16 protein-coding genes and 1 other annotated feature are annotated in these 20570 nt (G+C 50.0%); of the genes, 5 read left to right on the top strand and 11 right to left on the bottom strand.

The window, feature by feature from the left end; genetic code table 11:
- Positions 1–207: 207 nt before the first annotated feature.
- Together AC0YNX_RS02465 and ftsW are read left to right on the top strand one after the other, a co-directional pair.
- A complete protein-coding gene (locus tag AC0YNX_RS02465; protein ID WP_090573059.1) occupies positions 208–552 on the top strand; it encodes a YugN family protein in 345 nt (114 codons plus the stop codon).
- 6 nt (positions 553–558) lie between these two features.
- The gene (gene ftsW / locus AC0YNX_RS02460; protein ID WP_475814061.1) at positions 559–1791 is read left to right on the top strand and encodes a putative lipid II flippase FtsW; all 1233 of its coding nucleotides are present in this window, start codon (positions 559–561) and stop codon (positions 1789–1791) included.
- Positions 1792–1846: 55 nt separating this feature from the next.
- On the opposite strand, the gene AC0YNX_RS02455 is transcribed toward ftsW, so the two are convergent.
- Positions 1847–2227, bottom strand: coding sequence for an Asp23/Gls24 family envelope stress response protein (locus AC0YNX_RS02455; RefSeq protein ID WP_475814060.1), 381 nt, complete (start codon positions 2225–2227; stop codon positions 1847–1849).
- A gap of 281 nt (positions 2228–2508) precedes the next feature.
- Here AC0YNX_RS02455 and cax point away from each other — a divergent pair, with 281 nt between their 5' ends.
- Positions 2509–3570 (top strand): calcium/proton exchanger, encoded by a 1062-nt coding sequence (gene cax / locus AC0YNX_RS02450; RefSeq protein WP_475814059.1) that lies wholly within the window; start codon positions 2509–2511, stop codon positions 3568–3570.
- A 77-nt stretch (positions 3571–3647) separates the two neighbouring features.
- Here cax and AC0YNX_RS02445 read toward each other — a convergent pair whose 3' ends face one another.
- From AC0YNX_RS02445 to AC0YNX_RS02425, 5 genes are all read right to left on the bottom strand, one after another.
- Entirely contained in the window at positions 3648–3932 is a 285-nt protein-coding gene (locus AC0YNX_RS02445) for an Fpa/YlaN family protein (RefSeq protein ID WP_475814058.1), read from the bottom strand.
- A gap of 141 nt (positions 3933–4073) precedes the next feature.
- Positions 4074–4313 (bottom strand): HPr family phosphocarrier protein, encoded by a 240-nt coding sequence (locus AC0YNX_RS02440; protein ID WP_475814057.1) that lies wholly within the window; start codon positions 4311–4313, stop codon positions 4074–4076.
- Between the two features lie 71 nt (positions 4314–4384).
- Positions 4385–5500: an aminopeptidase gene (locus AC0YNX_RS02435; protein ID WP_475814056.1), complete on the bottom strand. Its 1116-nt coding sequence runs from the start codon at positions 5498–5500 to the stop codon at positions 4385–4387.
- 71 nt (positions 5501–5571) lie between these two features.
- Positions 5572–6312 (bottom strand): hypothetical protein, encoded by a 741-nt coding sequence (locus tag AC0YNX_RS02430; protein ID WP_475814055.1) that lies wholly within the window; start codon positions 6310–6312, stop codon positions 5572–5574.
- Between the two features lie 159 nt (positions 6313–6471).
- Positions 6472–8328, bottom strand: a complete 1857-nt coding sequence (locus AC0YNX_RS02425; protein WP_475814054.1) for a sensor domain-containing diguanylate cyclase — start codon at positions 8326–8328, stop codon at positions 6472–6474.
- A gap of 354 nt (positions 8329–8682) precedes the next feature.
- Between AC0YNX_RS02425 and rpsD the strand changes: the two genes are divergently transcribed.
- Positions 8683–9282 (top strand): 30S ribosomal protein S4, encoded by a 600-nt coding sequence (rpsD, locus tag AC0YNX_RS02420; RefSeq protein WP_475814053.1) that lies wholly within the window; start codon positions 8683–8685, stop codon positions 9280–9282.
- A gap of 50 nt (positions 9283–9332) precedes the next feature.
- Here rpsD and AC0YNX_RS02415 read toward each other — a convergent pair whose 3' ends face one another.
- The 4 genes from AC0YNX_RS02415 to tyrS form a co-directional block, all read right to left on the bottom strand.
- The gene (locus AC0YNX_RS02415; RefSeq protein ID WP_475814052.1) at positions 9333–11303 is read right to left on the bottom strand and encodes a glycoside hydrolase family 127 protein; all 1971 of its coding nucleotides are present in this window, start codon (positions 11301–11303) and stop codon (positions 9333–9335) included.
- 157 nt (positions 11304–11460) lie between these two features.
- Positions 11461–13014 (bottom strand): flotillin family protein, encoded by a 1554-nt coding sequence (locus tag AC0YNX_RS02410; RefSeq protein WP_475815157.1) that lies wholly within the window; start codon positions 13012–13014, stop codon positions 11461–11463.
- 29 nt (positions 13015–13043) lie between these two features.
- On the bottom strand, positions 13044–13577 hold the full coding sequence (locus AC0YNX_RS02405) for an NfeD family membrane protein (protein WP_475815156.1): 534 nt from the start codon (positions 13575–13577) through the stop codon (positions 13044–13046).
- A 169-nt stretch (positions 13578–13746) separates the two neighbouring features.
- Positions 13747–15003 carry a tyrosine--tRNA ligase gene (gene tyrS / locus AC0YNX_RS02400; RefSeq protein ID WP_475814051.1) on the bottom strand — a complete coding sequence of 419 codons (1257 nt, stop codon included), beginning with the start codon at positions 15001–15003 and terminating at the stop codon, positions 13747–13749.
- A 48-nt stretch (positions 15004–15051) separates the two neighbouring features.
- Positions 15052–15337, bottom strand: a binding site (T-box leader).
- A 187-nt stretch (positions 15338–15524) separates the two neighbouring features.
- Here tyrS and AC0YNX_RS02395 point away from each other — a divergent pair.
- Positions 15525–18671: a transglycosylase domain-containing protein gene (locus AC0YNX_RS02395; RefSeq protein WP_475814050.1), complete on the top strand. Its 3147-nt coding sequence runs from the start codon at positions 15525–15527 to the stop codon at positions 18669–18671.
- A gap of 105 nt (positions 18672–18776) precedes the next feature.
- Here the strand turns inward: AC0YNX_RS02395 and acsA are convergent, their stop codons facing one another.
- Complete coding sequence (gene acsA, locus AC0YNX_RS02390) at positions 18777–20501, bottom strand: acetate--CoA ligase (RefSeq protein ID WP_475814049.1); 1725 nt, start codon at positions 20499–20501, stop codon at positions 18777–18779.
- Positions 20502–20570 lie beyond the last annotated feature (69 nt).

Below are 20570 nucleotides of genomic sequence, written 5' to 3'. Positions count from 1 at the left end.
CCTTTATGACTTTATCTCCCTATTGTAGCAGATTGTGCGAACGTACTGAAAGATATGATTTGGTTAAATAATGGGAACATTTTTCGCTAAAATGTCACTTTTGCCGCATGGTTGCCGCAAGAGGAAGGCTTGCACTGGCAATGGAAAAATACTATCATGGATAAGAAGAAAACCTTGTTTTGTAGCTTGAAGGAGGACGCACCCCACATGATTATTGAGAATACAGGCCTGAACGGCATGACTAGTGACCTTGCGCATCTTGATGAGTCCTCGGAGAAGCTTGGCTTCGTTCGTTGGCAATGGGAATATTATCGCGCTACTTATGATTTGAAGCTGGAAGACCGCACTAACCGCGAAGATTACTTCCTGCGCTTCAATGTCCGCGCAATTGAGGGCAAGCTGGAATCATCGCATGCTGTGCTTCAAGTGGAATCCGTCTATATCGGACGCGCTACATTCCCGCACGGCTTGGACTACGAATCGCCTGTACCGCAAGCGATTCTGAACTCCGCTAATCAACGTCTGCAAGAATTGAAGAAATTGCTTGCTTAATGGGCGATGAGTCCACAACCCATTAAACAGAAGTCAAACGGCCTGCGCGGCAGGCCTGATTTCTTATTACTCGTGCTTACGCTGCTGCTCGTCGGCTTCGGCCTGGTTATGGTATTCAGCGCCAGCTCGAACACAGCGGTCATTTCCAAAAGCTCCAATTTTGATGCCTTGTATTTCACGAAGCGCCAGTTGATGTGGGCCGTTATGGGCATCATCTCCATGTTCGTCATCATGAACATACCCTATACGGTTTTTAAAAAAGGGTTCATCCTCTACTTTATCCCCGTTCTGATTATGCTCATTCTCGTACCTTTCATAGGAAAGGAATTGAACGGCGCACGAAGCTGGTTTGGCGTCGGATCACTTGGCATACAACCGACAGAGTTTGCAAAGCTTGGACTTATCCTTTATTTAGGCTCATTGATCTCCAAGAAAGGCGAGAACTTCCGGGATTTCAAGAAAGGGCTTGTTCCCGTCTTCATCATCATCGGATTCATCTGCGGACTTATTATGCTGCAGCCCGATCTTGGAGCATGCATCGTGATTGCCGCTTGTTCGATCCTTATTATCGTTGCAGGCGGAGCCAACCTGAAGCAGCTGTTTCTCGCAGGCATTATTATTTCGTCGCTTGTCGCAGCATGGGCCAGCATCTCCATCATGAAAGATCCATCGGGCTGGGAATACCGGATTAACCGATTTACCGCTTTTATGGATCCGACATCGGACGAGCAGAACACCACCTACCAATTGTCGCGTTCCTTGCAGGCGCTTGGCCATGGCAGCATTACTGGCGCTGGCTTCGGTCATAGCGTACAGAAGCTGCATTACTTGCCATATGCATACAGCGACTTTATTTTCTCCATCATCGCCGAGGAATTCGGATTTATCGGAAGCTTGTTGTTCCTGCTCTTCTACTTGTTCTTCCTATGGCGAGGCTTGCTTGTCGCGCTAAGGTGTCCGGACAGCTATGGCACTATCGTTGGCGTCGGCATTGTCGGAATGTTTGCGGTACAAGCACTCGTCAATATCGGCGGTGTAACCGGAGCGATGCCGTTAACAGGCGTTACGCTTCCATTCATCAGCCACGGCGGTTCGTCTCTGATTGTCTCCTTGCTTGGCATGGGCGTATTGCTCAGCATCTCTCGCGAGTACAATCGCCCGGAGAAGCAACAACAGCAGACGAGATCAACTACAACGCATACCCAAACCTTACGACCGCAGCACTCAGCTCGCAAATAACCAAAAAGGCATGCTCATCAGAGCATGCCTTTTTGGTTATTCTACAGAACTCACTTTACTTCAGACGAGCGGTATCTTCCGCTGTTTCGTCTTCCTTGAAGGCCACGCCTTCCACCTTGATGTTGACTTCAACGACGTGAAGCCCTGTCATATTCGTTACCGTTTCGCGGACATTCTCCTGCAATTGGCGGCATACCTCTTGAATCGGGATACCATATTTCACAATAATGCGCAGATCGATTGCCGCTTCCAGCTGGCCAACCTCAACAGATACGCCTTTTTGTACGTTTTTTCCGCTCAGACGCTTCGCTAATCCTTCAGAGATCCCTCCGGACATTGCAGCAATACCTGGAGTTTCAAGTGCAGCCAATCCCGCGATTGTGGCAACTACGTCGTCGGAAATACGAATAATGCCTGTTTGAAGTTCTTCTGTCATGCCACTCACTCCTTGTTCACCTTATGTTTCCATTGTAATGGAACACCACTTTTGAATCAAGGCTAGTGCCCCAAAATTAGGAACGAATGTTCACCTTGCTTATCTTATGAACTTCATGGAATAAGAAGAGAAAGCAAACCTAACACTACAATCATGCAATGTTTTGCCCATCAGGTCGAAAGTTGTCAATTACGGTTTCGGCGTTTACACAACTTCCTTTTTCAGCTATAGTGTTATCAGATTTCCATTTTCATCAAAATGCGCATGAGAGGTGCTCTTCGTTGAACCAGAAATTGTTTTTCACACTGCTTCTATCTCTATTTGTACTCAGCGGTATAAGCCATTACGCCCACTTCGGAACCATTATTGAATTTATTATTTCCGCAGCTGCGATTCTGTTTGTTGCCGGTTTTCTCGGAAAAGCGACAGAAAGTGTAGCACACTATGCTGGCCAGCGGCTCGGCGGATTCTTGAATGCCACGTTCGGCAACGCAGCCGAGCTCATTATTGCAATCTTCCTGGTACGTGAAGGCTTGTTCGACATGGTTAAAGCAAGCATCACGGGCTCCATTATCGGTAACTTGCTGCTTGTTCTTGGAGCGAGCGTCCTGCTCGGCGGGCTGAAATACAAGGAGCAGCGCTTTAACGTGCAGCTTGCCAGCCATAATGCTTCCTTGATGATTCTTGCCGTTATCGCGCTAGGCATTCCTGCGATCTTCATCTCTACGCAGCATTTTACGACGCATAAGACAAATACGCTTAGCTTGATCATTGCCGGCATTCTCATTGTTGCCTACATCCTGTGGCTCATCTTCTCCATGGTTACGCACAAAGACGTGCTTGCGGATGAAGTAGAAACTACGCCTGACCATGGCGAAGAGCCTTCCTGGTCTAAAGGCAAGTCCATTATGTTTCTCGTATTGGCAACTGTGATGACAGCGTTCGTCTCGGAATGGCTGGTCAGTACTTTGCACTCGTTTACGGCCAAGTTCGGACTCTCGGAAGTGTTCGTCGGCGCATTCCTCATTGCCATTGTCGGTAATGCCGCTGAGCACAGCGCAGCTGTACTGCTCGCAATGAAGAACAAGATCGGTGCCGCGGTGGAGATCGCGATTGGCAGCAGCCTACAGATCGCGCTCTTCGTTGCTCCGGTTCTGATTCTCGTCAGTGCGCTGTTCGGCGAGACGATGGACATTGTCTTCACCCCGATTGAGCTTGCGGCTATCGCCGTCTCCGTCTTTATCGCGAAGTCGATCTCGGATGACGGAAGAACCAACTGGTACGAAGGTTCACTCCTCTTGATCGTTTATATTATCCTCGGCATCTCGTTCTACCTCGTCTAGACGAGAAAGCCAGCTACATAACAAAGACGCTCCCTCACATGAGGGAGCGTCTTTGTTATGTAGCACTATTTAAGCGGTTAACCGTTGCCTAGCGCTTCATAGAGCTGTGCCAAGTTCCGCTCGAGTTTACTAATCAAATCTTTGCCTGCCACTTCTGAAACAAGTCCTGCACGAACTGCAAAATCGATTTCTTTGGAAAAACCGTATATTTGAGTGTCCAGTACCTCTTCATACAACGGACATTTTCTCGTTGCCAAATTTTCCATTTGCACTTCGATTAACTTCTCGATTTTATTGGCATCCTCGTGAAGGAGATTGATCGCTTTTTGATGCAGGTGAATAAGAACATCGGATGAAGACATCGTACTCCTCCTTCTCGCGCTACTTACGAAACATTTTATAATCTTATATTAGTCGAAATGAACGGAATGTACAAGGTCAAACGAAAAAAGCGCCCCGCTGATTATTCAGCAGGAACGCTTCCGATTCATTATAGCGAATGACTATTCAATAACTTTAACGTTCAAATTATGTTTCGCGAACACTTCAGCCAGAGCAACTTTCGCTTCCGCTGCATCTGTGCCGTGGACGTGAAGCTCATAGGAATGTCCACCGACCAATGTAGTGAATAGTCCGAGAATGCTCTTAACGTCAATGTATTTATTCTCGGCTTGAAGTACGATGGATGATACGAATTTATTCGCCGTTTGGGAAATATCTACGATTGCCGCGTTATTGGACATGGGAATCCCTCCATAATTTAGTTGCTAACTACCTCATCATAACCCGATTTAAAGACACATACAAGATTTATTTACTTCAAATTGTTCGGGTTTAGCCCTTCCAGCTCAGGAATGACGAACAGGCCGTCTTTGCGGATCAAACGGTCATCGAAGTACACTTCGCCGCCGCCGTATTCCGGTCTTTGAATAAGGACAAGGTCCCAATGAACCGCGGAACGGTTGCCGTTATCCGTCTCTTCGTAAGCTTGACCAGGCGTGAAGTGCAAGCTGCCGGAAATTTTCTCATCGAACAGTATATCATTCATTGGGTTCAGGATGTAAGGGTTGAAGCCCAAGGCGAATTCTCCGATATAACGAGAGCCTTCGTCCGTGTCGAGAATTTCGTTCAGCTTCTCTGTATTGTTGCTCGTCGCTTCTACGATCTTGCCGTCCTTGAACGTGAACTTGATATTCTCGAACGTGATGCCGGAGTATACCGAAGGCGCATTGTATGTGATTGTGCCTTGGACGGAGTCTTTGATCGGGCAGCTGAACACTTCGCCATCGGGAATATTGCGCTCGCCGGAGCATTTGCTTGCGCCAATGCCTTTAATCGAGAACGTCAAATCCGTTCCTGGCGATACGATGCGGACTTTGTCCGTCTTCGCCATCAGATCAGCAAGCGGGTCCTGAGCCTTATCCATCTTCGCATAGTCAAGGTTACATACATCAAAGTAGAAGTTTTCGAACGCTTCCGTGCTCATGTTAGCCAGCTGAGCCATCGAATCGTTCGGATAACGCAGAACGACCCACTTGGTGTGTTTTACGCGCTGCTCGGAGTGAATTGGATGACGGTAGTACTTCTCGTAGAGGCGCATCTTGTCGCTTGGCACGTCGGCAAGCGAGTTGACGTTCTCGCCGGAACGGATCGCGATATAGCCTTGCATCGCTTTCATACGCTCCAAATCAAACGAAGCCCACAGCTTGATTTGTTCTTCTGTCGCGTTCATCAGCATCGAACGAAGCACGGAACGGTCGCTTGTTTCTACAAACGGACGTCCTCCTGCCTTTGCCACCTCTTCGACGATACATTTTGCAAGTTCACGCTCTGAGCCAATCATATCGATGAGGACATTCTCTCCAGGCTGTACACTGATGGAGTATCCAACTAAGTTCTGAGCAAGCTTCTGCATACGGGGATCACGCATGGTTAATAAAACCTCCAAAGTTTAAGAATTTCAATTCTATCCTACCATTTTTTTGTCTCGGATGCACGAAGCTATAGATTCCCCCCGCCTAGGCGCATAAACTTGACCACTGTCTTCCGCGACTCCTGCTGCTGTGCGCCTTCCGCTTTGTAGCGAAGCATAGTCTGCTCCTCCAGCTGCAGCGGCAGCAGCTTATTCCGGTCAATGATTAGCCGGTAGCTCGACTGTACGCTCAGTGTGGACAGCATACTCTCAAGTTCGCTCTTCGACTTCACAAGTTCATCTTGCCATGCCTTCTCAAGCTCTGTCTTCTTGCCATTGTCACTCGCTTGTGTGCTCTTCATCTTGGCACTAATGGCGGCAGGCACCTTCTGCTCCAGCGCGCTGAATTCACTGCGCAGCTTATTGCGCCAGTTCTCGCTCGCAAGCTTCTCATTCGCCTTGATGCGAAGCACAGCAGTCCGGTTGCCTGACTCTGATTCGACCAGCTCTGTCGTCTGCGCGGTCTTCTGTACCTCAGTAAGCAGCTCAAGTGGCCGAACATTCGTGCTTAAATTGTCGTTCTCATTTGCTTTCAGCTGCACCTGATTATGATTCTCGACAGTTCCTTCGAATGCGGTCGCTCTGCTCTCCATCACACTGCTGCCAAAGCCAATGCCCGTCTTACCTGAGAAAGCATACCGATCAACGCCGGATAGGCCGGACACCGAGAGGGTGAGCAGTTCTTGCGGTGATTTATCGTCAGATGCATTGCCGCAGCCAGGCAGCATGAGCAGGACACAACCAAAGGTTACAATTCGCAGCATTCTCAACTCGTCATTCCTCCACACAACTTTTATGCTTCTTATAGCGTCTGTAGCACAGCATTGCTTTATGCAAGTGTAAACGGCTGCCGCCAATTCTATCCCGTTCCAAAGAAACGACAAAAAAACGGAAACACCATAGGTGCTCCCGTTGACTGCTCATTACTATTAACCAATGACGATGCAGTTGCGGCCTTTCTTCTTCGCTTCGTACAACGCCATATCTGCTTTATTGAAGAGCGACTCTACGCTGATTTTGTCATCTTCAAACGTCCATTCCGACAAGCCGCACGACACGGTTACAACCGGATTCGTATGAAGCTCTACCATACTGCGAATCCGTTCTGCGATACGGTAAGCCTGCGCTGTGCGAATCATAGGCAAATATACGGCAAGCTCTTCGCCGCCCCATCGTGCCGCGATATCGCTATCTCGGATACAAGCGCGAATGACATCGCTCACTTTCACCAGGATACTGTCGCCGTGCAAATGACCGTACGTATCATTCACTTTCTTGAAATGATCAATATCGACAAGGACGAGTGAACCGAATGGATCTTTGCGCTGCCTGCTTTGAATGTTCTCGTTCAAGTAATGCCGTGCATGCAGTCCGGTCAAATTATCGGTAATGACCATACGGCGCACCTCCGCATGCAGCGATGCATTGGAGATTGCAAGCCCAATATGCGTGGACAGCACTTGCAGCAGCTTGTAGTTCTCATAAGAGAAATAATTCGCATTCTGATGCGAAACCATAATAACGCCAACAACGTCTTGACCAGCCATCAATGGCACGGCGATCAGTGATCTGGAGCTAGTCGCGTCCATCAACTTCGAGTCCACAATGCGCGTTGACCAATAGTCCGCGATAATGAGCGGTTCTTTCGTGCTGTATACCATTCCGCAGAATCCGTAACGGGTGGAATACAATTCTTTCGCCTCATGCGGCACGTTGCTCGCGACGATCTGGAACTTCTCATCTGTATTCAGCTGCAAAATATTGCAGTAATCCGCCTTAAATATGGACAGCAACTCACTGACGGCAAACTCAAACACTTCGCTTAGCCGCAGCGATTGATTTAAGCGCTTTGCTAGTTCATTAATAAGCTGGAGCTCGCTAATAAGCAAATTCGACTGCTCGAATAGCTTCGCATTCTCGAAGGCAGAGCCTGCCGTATCTGCAAGCATGATCAATGCGTCCAGCTCCGACTCGTCCCATTGTTCACCTCGCATACCGATGCTGAGTACGCCGTACACCGCTTGCTTGCCGCACATCGGAACCGCGAGCTTCATGTTACCCAGCTCATCTTCCATTAGATTCGGCTGGCCGGTCAGGAACGCTGTCGCATTCAGATCTTCCATTGCATGTCGCAGAAGGAGCGGCTTTACACGCGGATCTACATTCACATGGTCCTGGGAAAGATACAGTTGAAATTCTGCATAGGGGTATAGCTGCGCGAAGTCTTCCAGAAGCACTTGAAGGACGCTTGAGACGTCATTCTGATCATGGAGACGCTTGGCAATCAGAAACAATGTGTCGCGGCTGCGTTGATCCAGCACGCGCTTCTCGTGCTGCCGGAGCAGTTGAGAAGCATGATTCAGATCATAAAGGTGATAGAAAATCTGTTTGATATGCAGCGCAGCAGCATGCAAGAGAGCAACCATCTCATCGCTTATATCCTGCTTCATGAATCGCAACTGACCAAGCAGCTGTGAAGCATCAGATCGCTTCGTAATCGGTACTTCAATGAACGGATACGGAACTTCGGGATTTGGTTGGCCCTCATGCACAAGCAGCTGGCCTCCTGCCCCGCATAATTCCAACCTATATTGGAGGAGCGGCGAGCGTGTCTGCTTCGTCTCATCCAGCCATTGCTGAAAGCACTCCTTCAGCAAATCGTTAACGTCGTGCTCATCCCTTTCATGTACATCTATATGAAAGAGCTCTTGATTAGGCTGCTGTACTGTGCTGTGTGTCATATTATTCGATATGTTCTTCCACTGCGAGTCACTGTTTCTTACCATCAGCAGCCACCTCTTTGTTGTCAGTCATGACTATTCTCTAACTATACCCGATTCATAGAGTAAATGCACTATTAGTAGAAACGATTCATAGGCCTTACAACCCACAGCCTGGATGTTATAAATTATCCATCACTTAATCATGCAAATCGCTTGACTTTAGGCACTGAGTTTATATAATATTTATAGTTGAATACATGGGAACGGTTTTGTGTCACCCTCAAGAGACTGTCGCTGATATGCCTGCGGCTGAACATGCATATTAGGCTTTCATTGTTAATACAATGCGGCGATCGACAGCACTCGGCGAAACACCCATTTTCAAACATCCCATTTGAAGAAGGAGTTTTACGACACATGTCAAGATATACAGGTCCTAAATTTAAACTTAGCCGTCGACTCGGCATCTCCCTTAGCGGTACAGGCAAAGAATTGAAACGCGCTTTCCCTCCAGGTCAACACGGTCCTGGCCAACGTAAAAAAATGAGCGGTTACGGTATCCAATTGCAAGAGAAGCAAAAGCTTCGTCACATGTACGGAATGAACGAAAAACAATTCCGCAACTTGTTCGATAAAGCTTCGAAACTGAAAGGTATTGCCGGTGAAAACTTCATGGCCCTTCTTGAGAGCCGTTTGGACAACCTGGTTTACCGTCTTGGTTTCGCTAACTCCCGTGCAGGAGCTCGTCAATTGGTATCCCACGGTCACGTTACAGTAAACGGCAAGAAAGTCGACATCGCTTCTTACACAGTATCGATCGGCGATGTAATCGGTCTGCGTGAGCGCAGCCGTGCACAGAAATCCATTAAAGAAGCTTTGGCTGGCCGCAACTACCTGCCAAACTACCTTGAGTTCAACGAAGCAGCTGTTGAAGGCAAGTTCCTTCGTCTTCCAGAGCGTGCTGAGCTTCCACAAGAGATCGACGAGAAACAAATCGTCGAGTTCTACAGCCGTTAATAAATCAAGCGATCCAGAGCATTATGCTCCGGATCGCTTTTTTTGTATTCTTATGAGATCGCCGTTTCTTTCTTCAACCACACTGACATATCGCCAGCTTCGCGGTTCGCCCAAGCAAAATACGGAATAGCCGTGAAATCAACATTCATAAATGTGGAGCTGCTGGAGCGATACAGCGTATTTGTCCAGCCTTCTGTCGAACGCACCGCCGCTTTACCATTCAGCAGAACCATCGGTACCCCGCTAATTTGCCCCATCTGATGCCCATACTCAGGATTGCGAAGTACAGTCATATCAAATATATTCACGCCTGCGTTGTCTTCAGCTTCTACGCAATAAACAATCGGACCACGCATGATCGCAATTTTACCGGTGTCCTCTGCAACAAGCGGATTCGCTTCAAGCTCGACGACCGTCATAGGGAAATTCAGCACGACAGTACCGCTTGCAATCATCGATGCAGGGACATAGACATAGCCTCGAGAAGCGACAATCCCTTGTGCGATTGTTGTGTTGTCGTACACGACCGTACTGTCAATCGTAACGCTTGGCGCAGTACACCAGCCCGGCATCCGGAAGGCAACAACCGCATTCGGCGCCTGATCTGCGTCCATCTTGAACGTGACAGACTCCGTCCACGGGTAGTTGGTCACCTGTGAGATTTGTAATGTACCGGAGGTTAGTCGGACATTCGCCTCGCTCTGCGCATATTGATTCACATAGACCGTGTCGTTCTCCGTCGAGTAAATATATTCGCCAAGCGCTCCGATGAAGCGCAAGATGTTCGGAGGGCAGCATGAGCATTCAAATACGCGTTCGCGCCGGTAATGAGGGAACAGCAGGCGCTTATCGTTGATGCCTCTCGAGAAGTCATTGTAAGCCGGAGACGACTGCAGGGCATTATCGTAGAAGAAGCCTGTTCCATCCAGCGATAATCCGACCAGTGCACCATTAAACATTTGCAGTTCGACGATATCGGTATAACGTGCATCAGGCTCCATCGAGAACATCCGTTGTGCGAAAAATGCCATTGCGATTGAAGCGCATGTCTCCGCATAAGACCCCGCATTCGGAAGCGTAAATGCAGCTCCGATCGCTTCGCCGTATCGATCCGCACTTACACCGCCTGTTACGTACATTTTACGCAGAGTGGCATCGTTCCACAGACGCAAGCAAGCATCGTACAGCTCCTTGTCATCATACTCTCTGGAGAGATCCGCCATGGACGAGTAGTAATACATCGCTCTCACGGCATGACCTGCCGCTGCAGGCAGCTCGCGAGCCGGCGCGTCGTCTTGCGCATAGCTGTCATTATAGTGAACATAGCAGCGCACCTTCGGATCAGCCGGTGGAGTACCGTTCGGCACCGAGAACACCCGCTCCTTCGGATCCAGTCCGCGAGAGTCGACGAAGTGCTTCGAGAGCAGCAGATAGCGTTCATCCTCTGTTGCTTGCCAGAGCCGAACGAGTGCAAGCTCAATCTCCTGATGGCCGCAAGTCGAATATTTGGCCGTTCCATCGATGACGAAAGCTCGCTCGATACAATCGGCAAAACGGGACATCACGTTAAGGAAGCGCTTACTTCCTGTGGAATAATAATGAGCCACAGCAGCCTCTATCATGTGACCTGCAGTATAAAGCTCATGGGCACTACGATCTGTGAAGACGTTGTCCGGTTCAAGGGTTAAGAAGAACGAGTTGAAGTAACCGGACTCATCCTGGCCCTTCTCGATGAGATCTATAATGTTCTCCAGCTTCTGACTCAATTCTTCGTTTGGATGATAGTACAGAATATAAGCAGCGCCTTCCATCCACTTCGCTACATCCGAATCCCAGAACTCATGAGGCTTATCTGGTTGTCCTTCCTGCCAGTCAAGACGCATGGCGTGGACTCGTCCCGTTTCGTAGAATCGGTTATAAACTGCATTTACAGTAGAGCTGGAATTGGTCTGCTGCCATGTTCCCCAGAAGCCATCTTTAATCGAAACGTTTCGCCAAGGAACCTGAGTAAGTTTATTCATGTTCAATTCCCCTTCTCTCGCTAGAAAATTTTAGTAGATCGGCACTCTAAATGAAGTATAACTGGTATATGGACATTCGTCGAGAAGGTAAATCGGGCAAAAAAAATGATCCGAAGCCTCTGCTTCGGATCATTTAGGTGAAACGTTACACTTAAAATTAGCTCATTGGGTCAGGCTTTATGTTATTCGTTGCAGGCGCTGCCGCCGAAGGCAAGCTCTCAGGCAACATTGCAGCAGCTGCTGCTGTTGCTGCTGTTCCGGCAGCCGTCTTCGAGGTTAATCCGCGAACAAACGCGTTCAGATCAATGCCCGACACACTCTTCAGCATCTCTGGCGCAGTCGCCATAAGCGTTGTTACATAGTTGCTTATACGAGCGGCACCTTCGCCGTGACCGGTATCAACTACGGTCAGCTTATCAATCGCGCTAATCGGCTCCGCGACTTTACCGGCAAGCTCAGGCAGCATCTTCACGATGATATCGAGTACAGCCGCTTCGCCGAACAGTTCAAACGCTTTTGCGAGCTTCTCTTTCGCTTCCGCCTCTGCAAGACCGCGCAGCCGGATGACATCGGCTTCTGCCGTACCTTTCGCACGCTCCGCGTCTGCAATCGCGAGACCCTCGAGCCGCTTCTGCTCGGCATTCGCCTTCGCTTCCGCCTCGATCTTGTACTGCGCCGCATCCGCCTCACGCATCCGCTTCGACTTGTCGGCTTCTGCCGCCTGCTCTACCGCGTAGCGATCAGCATCCGCCTTCTTCTTCACTTCCGCGTCATACTGCTTCTCGCGGCGTAGAATCTCCTTGCCTTCAAGGTCGATCTCACGCTCTTTGCGGACGAGCTCAACCTGCATCTGCTCTTCAACCACTTGTTGCTTCGCACGCGCTTCTTGAATCGCATAGGCTTGGTCAGCTTCCGCCTTCGCTGAATCCTGCTCCTTCTTGAAGGACGCCACCTTCAGCTCCTTCGCTTTGGACGCTTCCGCGATATTCGTATCGCGCAGCAGCTCAGCCTTCAAGCCTTCTTCCTCTGCTCTTGCCTTCTGAATCCGCGAATCCCGAACCGCTTCCGCCTCGGCAATATCAGCGTCGCGCTTAACTGCGGCAATTCGTGGCTTACCAAGCGCATCAAGGTAACCATGCTTATCGCGCAAATCCTTGATCGTGAACGAGACGATCTGCAATCCCATTTTCTTAAGGTCGCGTGCAGCAACGCCTTGCACCTCTTGGGCGAATTTATCCCGATTCCGGTACACTTCCTCAACAGTCATGGAACCGAGAATCGCCCGCAGATGTCCTTCAAGCACTTCCTGCGCTTCGCCTTTCAGAGCTTCCGTCGGCTTGCCGAGGAACTGCTCTGCTGCGGTAGCAACATCTTCGACAGCACCGCCAATCTTGATGATCGCTACGCCGTCGCAGATTACAGGCACGCCTTGCTCGGTGTACACTTCAGGCGTCGTGACATCCAGCTTATGCGACAGCAAGGACAGGAAGTCAGACTTCTGGAACACGGGCAGAATGAAGGCACCGCCGCCTCGTACGATCTTGATTTTGCGTCCTGTCTCATCGACAGTTGCATTCTTAATGCCAAGGAAAGAACCGGTTACGATCATTGCTTTGTCTGGTCCAACCGTACGGTATCTCGCCCAGAAAGCAAGACCGAGTACAATCAGTATGCCAACGACGATTGCTGGAATAACGTAGTAATCTGGAATCAATTGAAAATCCCCTCTCTTGTCCGTACTTACAGCTCTAGCTTGGTAACTTGAAGCGTGTGGCCAGCAACGTCTACGCCAACGACGACGACTCGCTCACCAGTCGGAATCTGATCGCCATCCACGCTCGAAGCAATGTGATTCGTGATTCCCGCGCCGACTTTAATGAGTACCTCGCCGAAGCCTTTCCCCGGAATCGTTACGCTGACTTCGCCTATCGTGCCAGTCAGTTCCTTCATGGAATAGCTGGTCGAGTTCTCGCTGCGAGCCATCGGCCTTACGTAGAAGAAGAACATAAGGACAGCTCCGGCTGCTCCGATGAGAACAGCAGTGAGAATCACAAGGGCAGCATGCAATGAGGTGTGATGCTCAAGCAGAAGCCCTGTACCGCCGAAGATGGTAATCCCGCTAACGATGGTCGTCGGCTGCACCACAGGGTAACCATCGAGTGATAAGAAATCGAGCATCCCATCAAGGGAGGCGCTCAGCCAGTCGCCAAGAATAACGCTCACAATGGCGAATAGGATGCCTAATGTCAAACAGCCGATAAATAAACCTTCCAGCGCCCTCCCTCCCTTCTATTATCACAGTATCCAAAAATTAGAAGAATTCTTCATGTTATGTATTACGCTACATATCACGAGAAGTTTCGCTTCCCCTAGTTTCCACCATTTAAGGTCAAAAAAAAGCTTACTGCCGCAGAAACGATGCACAGTAAGCTTTCTCTCCATACTATTGAAGCACTAATTTAACAAATTTACGTTTGCCGACTTGAATGATATCTCCGTCAGCCGGTGTAACCGCGATTGCCGGATCTTCAATCTTCTCTTCATTGATACGTACTGCACCTTGCTGAACGCTCCGTCTCGCTTCGCTGATGGAAGCTTGCATGCCAAGCGTCGTCAGCAGCTTCGTGATCAAGATTGAACCGTTATCCAGATCTGCTGCAGACAGCACCGCATCTTGGATATCATCTGGAAGGGCACGCTTCTGGAACACCGTCACGAAATGCTGCTCAGCTGCTTCTGCTGCCTCTTCGCCATGGTACATCCGCACGAACGTGCGAGCCAGCGCCATCTTGGCATCACGCGGATGCTTGGTGCCGTCAGCAAGACCGCTACGCAATGCAGCGAGTTCATCGTTGCTCATATCCGTAGCAAGCTCGTAGTACTTGAGCATCAGCTCATCCGGGATGGACATCGACTTGCCGTAGATTTGATTCGGCTCTTCGTCAATACCGATGTAGTTGCCAAGGCTCTTGCTCATCTTGTTCACGCCGTCAAGGCCTTCGATCAGCGGAGTCATAATCGCCGCTTGCGTTGCTTTGCCGTATTCCTTCTGCAGCGTGCGACCCATCAGCAGGTTGAACTTCTGGTCTGTACCGCCAAGCTCGACATCGCTCTCCAGCGCCACGGAATCGAAGCCTTGCATGAGCGGGTAGAAGAACTCATGGATGCTGATCGGTTGGCCGGTCGTGTAACGTTTCGTGAAATCATCGCGTTCCAGCATCCGAGCTACCGTTACTTTCGCCGAGAGAGTAACGACATCAGCAAAATTCATCGGGCCAAGCCACTCGGAGTTGTAGTACACCGTCGTCTTCTCCGGATCAAGCAGCTTGTAGATTTGCTTCTTGTACGTCTCTGCATTGCGCTTCACATCTTCTTCGCTCAGCTGCTTGCGCGTCTCAGATTTGCCTGTCGGATCGCCAATCCGGCCTGTGAAGTCACCGATAATGAGCTGAACGGCGTGTCCTAGCTGTTGGAACTGTCTCAGCTTGTGCAGAACGACCGTATGACCGATATGAATATCCGGCGCGGATGGATCTAGTCCAAGCTTTACTTTGAGCGGCTTGCCCGTTGCAACCGCATTCGCTACCTTCGCCTTCAACTCATCCTCCGGCACGATCTCCACAACGCCGCGGCGGATAACTTCCATTTGGCGCTCGACTTCCTGCTGCTGCGCAGCTGTTAGCTCTTCCCATTTAACCATTTCGATTTGTCCTCTCTTATCCGGAAAATACAAAAAATCCTTCTGTCCTCAAGGGACGAGAAGGATTTGCTCGCGGTACCACCCTCGTTAGAGTCGCCGGCAATCGCACCTAAATTAGGGTACGAGCCTTTACGAATAAGGCGGCTCTCACTTCATTTCATAACGGATTCTATCCGGAAACAGACTACTGGCACGTCACAAGTCACCTTGTGCGTCGTTCGTCTGATCAGCTCGAGGCGGTAATTCAAGTTGCAGCGCGTACCGGTTTGCACCATCCACCGGCTCTCTGAAACGTTCCATCTGCAGCTCTACTGAAGCCTGTCAACACGTTGGAATATGAACTTTTTTAGCTGATCTTCTTATACCATAAGCGGCTTGCAAAAGTCAATGAAATCCCATTTTGAGCAGCCATTCCATTGCCAAATTAGTGAATTCTTAGACAAATACGTCTCCCGAAGCTGCAATCAGGCTGGCGATTTATGCTATAATAGCTCTGTTAATCAGAGGAGGCTTATCATTATATGGAACAAGAACGTGAGCAGAAGACAAAAGGATACAGCAAATGGCGGACTTTTGGGATCGTGACGCTCATTACCTTGAAATGGTTATTCATCTTCGGTTTATTAATCGGGTTGTTTGCCGGAGCAACCGTCGCTGGTTATGTCGCTTCCTTCGTCAAGGACGAGCCTGTACGTCCACGCACTGATATCGAGAATAAAATAAATGAGAACGCCATCACAGGATTCGTTTACTTCAATGATGGACAAACACCAGTCGGTCAGCTGCGTACGCAGGAGGATCGGCGGCTAATTAAGCGGAGCGATATTCCTCCGCAAGTTATCAATGCCGTACTAGCTACAGAGGACAACAACTTCTATACGCATATCGGCGTCGATTTCAACGGTCTTGCCCGCGCAGTCAAGCAGAAGGTGCTTAATGAAGATACACAGACAGGCGGCAGTACGCTGACTCAGCAGCTGGCAAGGCAAGTGTTCCTTACGCTGGACAAGACAGACAGCCGTAAGGTGAAGGAGATCTTCCTCGCGCTTCGTCTTGAGCGGTTCATGACTAAGGACGAGATTCTGACTGCTTATCTGAACAAAGTTCAATTCGGTACAGGTAACAGCGGTTATAACCTATATGGGATTAAAGCAGCTGCCAAAGGGATATTCAATATCACAGACTTGACCCAGCTGAACATTGCGCAGTCCGCATATTTGGCTGGATTGCCGCAGCGCCCTTCTGCTTATACCGCTTTTACGAGCAAAGGGAAGTTCAACGAATCGGGCTTTAAGCTGGCGGTCGATCGCCAACATATCGTACTTAAGCGGATGCTTGAAACGGGCCGCATCAGCAGTGAACAGTATAATGAAGCGCTCAATTTCGATCTTCGCGCATCGCTCGCGAAGCCGACGGAGAAAGCTTACTCGACATTCCCGTTTCTCATGCTGGAATCCGAGCGTCAGGCAGCCGAAATTTTGCTGATGCAGGAAGACCCGAACTTGACGATCAGCGACGTGCGCAAGAAAGAGAACGCTCCGCTCGTCGAAGAAGCCCGTGAGCACCTGCTACGCGGCGGTTATCATATCTATACGACGATTGACAAGAAGGTCTACAACGCGATGCATAAGGTCGGCTCCGATCCATCCAACTTTGATCCGGACAGCAAGACCAAAGGGATGGAGCAAACGGCCGCCGTTATGCTGGATCATAAGACAGGCGCGATTCTCGGCATGCTTGAGGGACGAGATTTCTATGCCGAGCAGATGAACCATGCGACTCAGATGACGCGTCAGCCAGGTTCGACGATGAAGCCAATCGCGGCTTACTTACCTGCTATCGAATCGGGTCTCATCCAACCGGCGAGTATCGTAGACGATACGCCGATGGTACTTAAAGATGGCCAGAAGGGCTATCACATTCCGATGAACGTCACGAAGAAGTTCTACGGTTTGATTACGGCGCGTGATGCGCTGAACCGCTCGTTGAACTTGCCGGCGCTCAAGATCTTCAACAATATGGTGACGATCCCAGAAGCGTGGAAGTTCGCGAAGAAGCTTGGTATTACGACGCTCAAACCTGAAGATGATTATGCGCAAACAGGCGTAATCGGCGGACTTAGCGTCGGAGTATCTGTTGAAGAGCTTACGAATGCATATGGCGCAATCGCAGACGACGGCGTTTTCAATGACGCTTATATGATCAGCCGGATTACCGATGCGAACGGTAACGTCGTTTATGAGCATGAGAAGAAGCCGCTTCGCGTCTTCTCCGAACAGACGGCATTCCTGATGACGGATATGCTCAGAACCGTTATCTCGGAGAGGAACGGATCTGGTCATATGATTGCATCGTTGTTCAACAAATATGGCAAAATCCCTGTTGTCGGCAAGACAGGTTCAACCCAAAGCTATGGCGACGTCTGGTTCATGGGATTCACTCCTGACATCACGCTAGGCGTTTGGGTCGGATACGAGAAGCAGATCAATACCTTGTCCAAAGACGGCCGAAATCACGCTAAACAGATCTGGGCGAAGATTATGAACGAAGTAACCGATCTACAACCAAACTTGTTCCCGACGAAGCAATTCTCAATGCCTTCGGGGATCGTCAAGTCGACCGTGTCGAGCGTAAGTGGCAAACTGCCGACACAGCTGACTAGAGCGAGCGGCAAGCTTGTGACAGACTGGTTCAACAGCAAGTTCTTACCGAAGGAATCGGATGACGCGCTCGTGAAGATGGCGGTTATCTCCTTCAATGGCGTCAATTATATCCCGCAGCCTTCGACTCCTGCTGACATGATCAAAGAGATGACGCTCGTGAAACGCGAGAAGCCTCTCGATGAGCTCATGCAAGAAATTGAAGCCGCACAAGCGAAGCTTCCTGCGGACAGCCGCCGGCCAATGTCTGTATACTTGCCGCCGGATGCCAAGCAAGATGCCCCTTCCATCGTTGACCCTCGTGTAGATGATGGAGCGGCTCCTTCAGCTCCAACAAGCGTACGACTTGTACCTGTTGAAGGCTCGAGCGCATACCGGATAACATTCGCAGCATCTCCTCAGAAGGATGTTGTCGGATATCGGTTGTACCGCAAGGCGAACGACGGTTCATTCGTCAATACGAACAAACCTGTTCTTACAGGTGAAGAAACAAGATTCGTTAATTATGTTGGCGCTGGCGTGTACAGCTACTACATAACTGCAGTTGACGTAGCGGGCAAGGAATCCGCGCCTAGCTTAGTTGTCAGCAGTAACGGCACGACGTCGCCTCCTGCACAGACGCCTAGCGGCTCACAATCAGGCTCACTGAATACGGGCGACGACCCAAGCATCATCTTGCCTGGCGATGGCAGTAACTCGAACGGAGACCAAGGCACGGGGAACGAACAGCCAACAGGACTTACACAACCGGCTGCGCCAATGAATGTCCAAATCGAGCGTACCGATATCGGCATCAAGCTAACTTGGTCCGATAATGCGACGTCTGAACAGGTCACACAGTATGATGTGTATTTCAGCACTAGCGAGAAAGGCAGATACAAAAAAATCGGCTCTACGAATGAAGCCAGATTTGAATATGTATCGCCAATGACGAGCGGATTCTTCCGCGTCACTGCTGTCAATGAGGCCGGCGAATCCGCCGCCTCTGCGACGGCAAGTGTGCAATAGAATGTAAAATAAATAAGCGAGGGCAGCATCCTAGGATGCTGCCCTCGCTTATTGTTTATTGCACTAATCAGCTAACGCTTTATTGCACTAATCAGCTAACGCTGATTAGTCCTCAATTGTCGACAGGTCGCCAGTCGGCAAGTTCAATTCCCAAGCTTTCAGAACACGGCGCATAATCTTGCCGCTGCGTGTCTTCGGCAGCTTATCCTTGAACTCGATCTCACGCGGTGCAGCATGCGCGGACAGTCCTTCTTTGACGAACTTGGCGATATCCGCCTTCAGCTCCTCAGACGGCGTGAAGCCCTCACGAAGCGCGACAAACGCTTTAATGATTTCTCCGCGCATCGGGTCAGGTTTGCCGATTACGCCGGCCTCAGCAACGGCTGGATGCTCGACCAGCTTGCTCTCGACCTCGAACGGACCTACCCGCTCGCCTGCCGTATTAATAACATCGTCGATCCGGCCTTGGAACCAGAAGTATCCATCTTCGTCGCGATATGCGGAGTCACCAGAAATGTACCAGCCTGGAATACGGAAGTACTCCTCGTACTTGGCTGGGTTGTTCCATACTTTGCGCATCATGGAAGGCCATGGCGTCTGAATAGCCAGGTTACCCATCCGATATGGTGGAAGCTCATTGCCGCTATCGTCGATAATGGCTGCTTTCACGCCCGGAATCGGCTTGCCCATCGAGCCTGGCTTAATCTCCATGCTTGGATAGTTACAGATCAGCTGCGCGCCGGTCTCTGTCATCCACCAAGTATCGTGAATACGTTGGTTGTACACTTTAAGTCCCCAACGTACAACCTCCGGATTGAGCGGTTCACCAACACTAAGCACGTGGCGCAGGCTCGACAGGTCGAACTGTTTCACAACATCGTCGCCTGCACCCATCAGCATACGGAACGCAGTTGGTGCGCTGTACCATACCGTTACGCCGTAGCGTGCAATTGTCGAGTACCAATCCTGAGGGCTGAAACGACCGCCGCGGATTACATTCGTCGCACCGTTAAGCCATGGTGCGAAGATGCCGTACGACGTGCCTGTAACCCAGCCTGGATCGGCTGTACACCAATAAATATCATCAGGCTGTAGATCGAGCACGACCCGCCCTGTAAAATAATGCTGAATCATCGCATTTTGCACATGCAAAATACCCTTCGGCTTGCCTGTCGATCCGGATGTATAGTGGATCAGCAAACCATCTTCGCGGCCGAGCCATTCGATCTCTGCTTCATCCGAAGCTGCTGCCATCTCGGCTTTGAAATCAACGATGCCTTCGCTTGCTTCCACATTGTCGCCGAATACGATGACATGCTTCAGATCAGGCAGCTCGCTGCGCGGAATACGTGAGAGAAGTGCCGGCGTTGTAATGATCGCCGTAGCGCTGCTATCAATCAGACGGTCTCTAACCGCCGTCTCCATGAACGCCTCAAAGAGCGGCCCAACGATTGCGCCGACTTTAAGCGAGCCAATTAAGCTGAAGTAAAGCTCCGGCGTACGCGGCATAAAAATGAATACGCGCTCGCCCTTCCCGATTCCGAGTCCGCGAAGCACATTCGCGAAACGGTTCGATTGTTTGGATAGTTCCTGGTACGTATAAGACTCGTCTCTGCTGTTATCGCTATAGTAGAGGGCGACTTTATCGCCTCGGCCTTCTGCAACGTGACGGTCGATCGCTTCGTAAGCCATATTGACCTTGCCTGTTTCATGCCAGGAGAACTGCTGTTCAAGCTGATCAAAACTAAACGCATTATAGGTTTCTTCATAGCTTGTCATGTTGGAGCCAGATGCCGTCACCGGAATCCGTTCTTGATGCATGTTTGACATTTCCATCATCCTCCTACCCAATTTGCAAACAACCGTTTCTAGCGGGAGCAGCCCCCGTAATGACGCTCT

This window comes from Paenibacillus sp. J31R98 (assembly GCF_056269245.1).
Note: the sequence above shows the minus strand (reverse complement) of the source record. Positions and strands in the feature narration are given on the sequence as shown.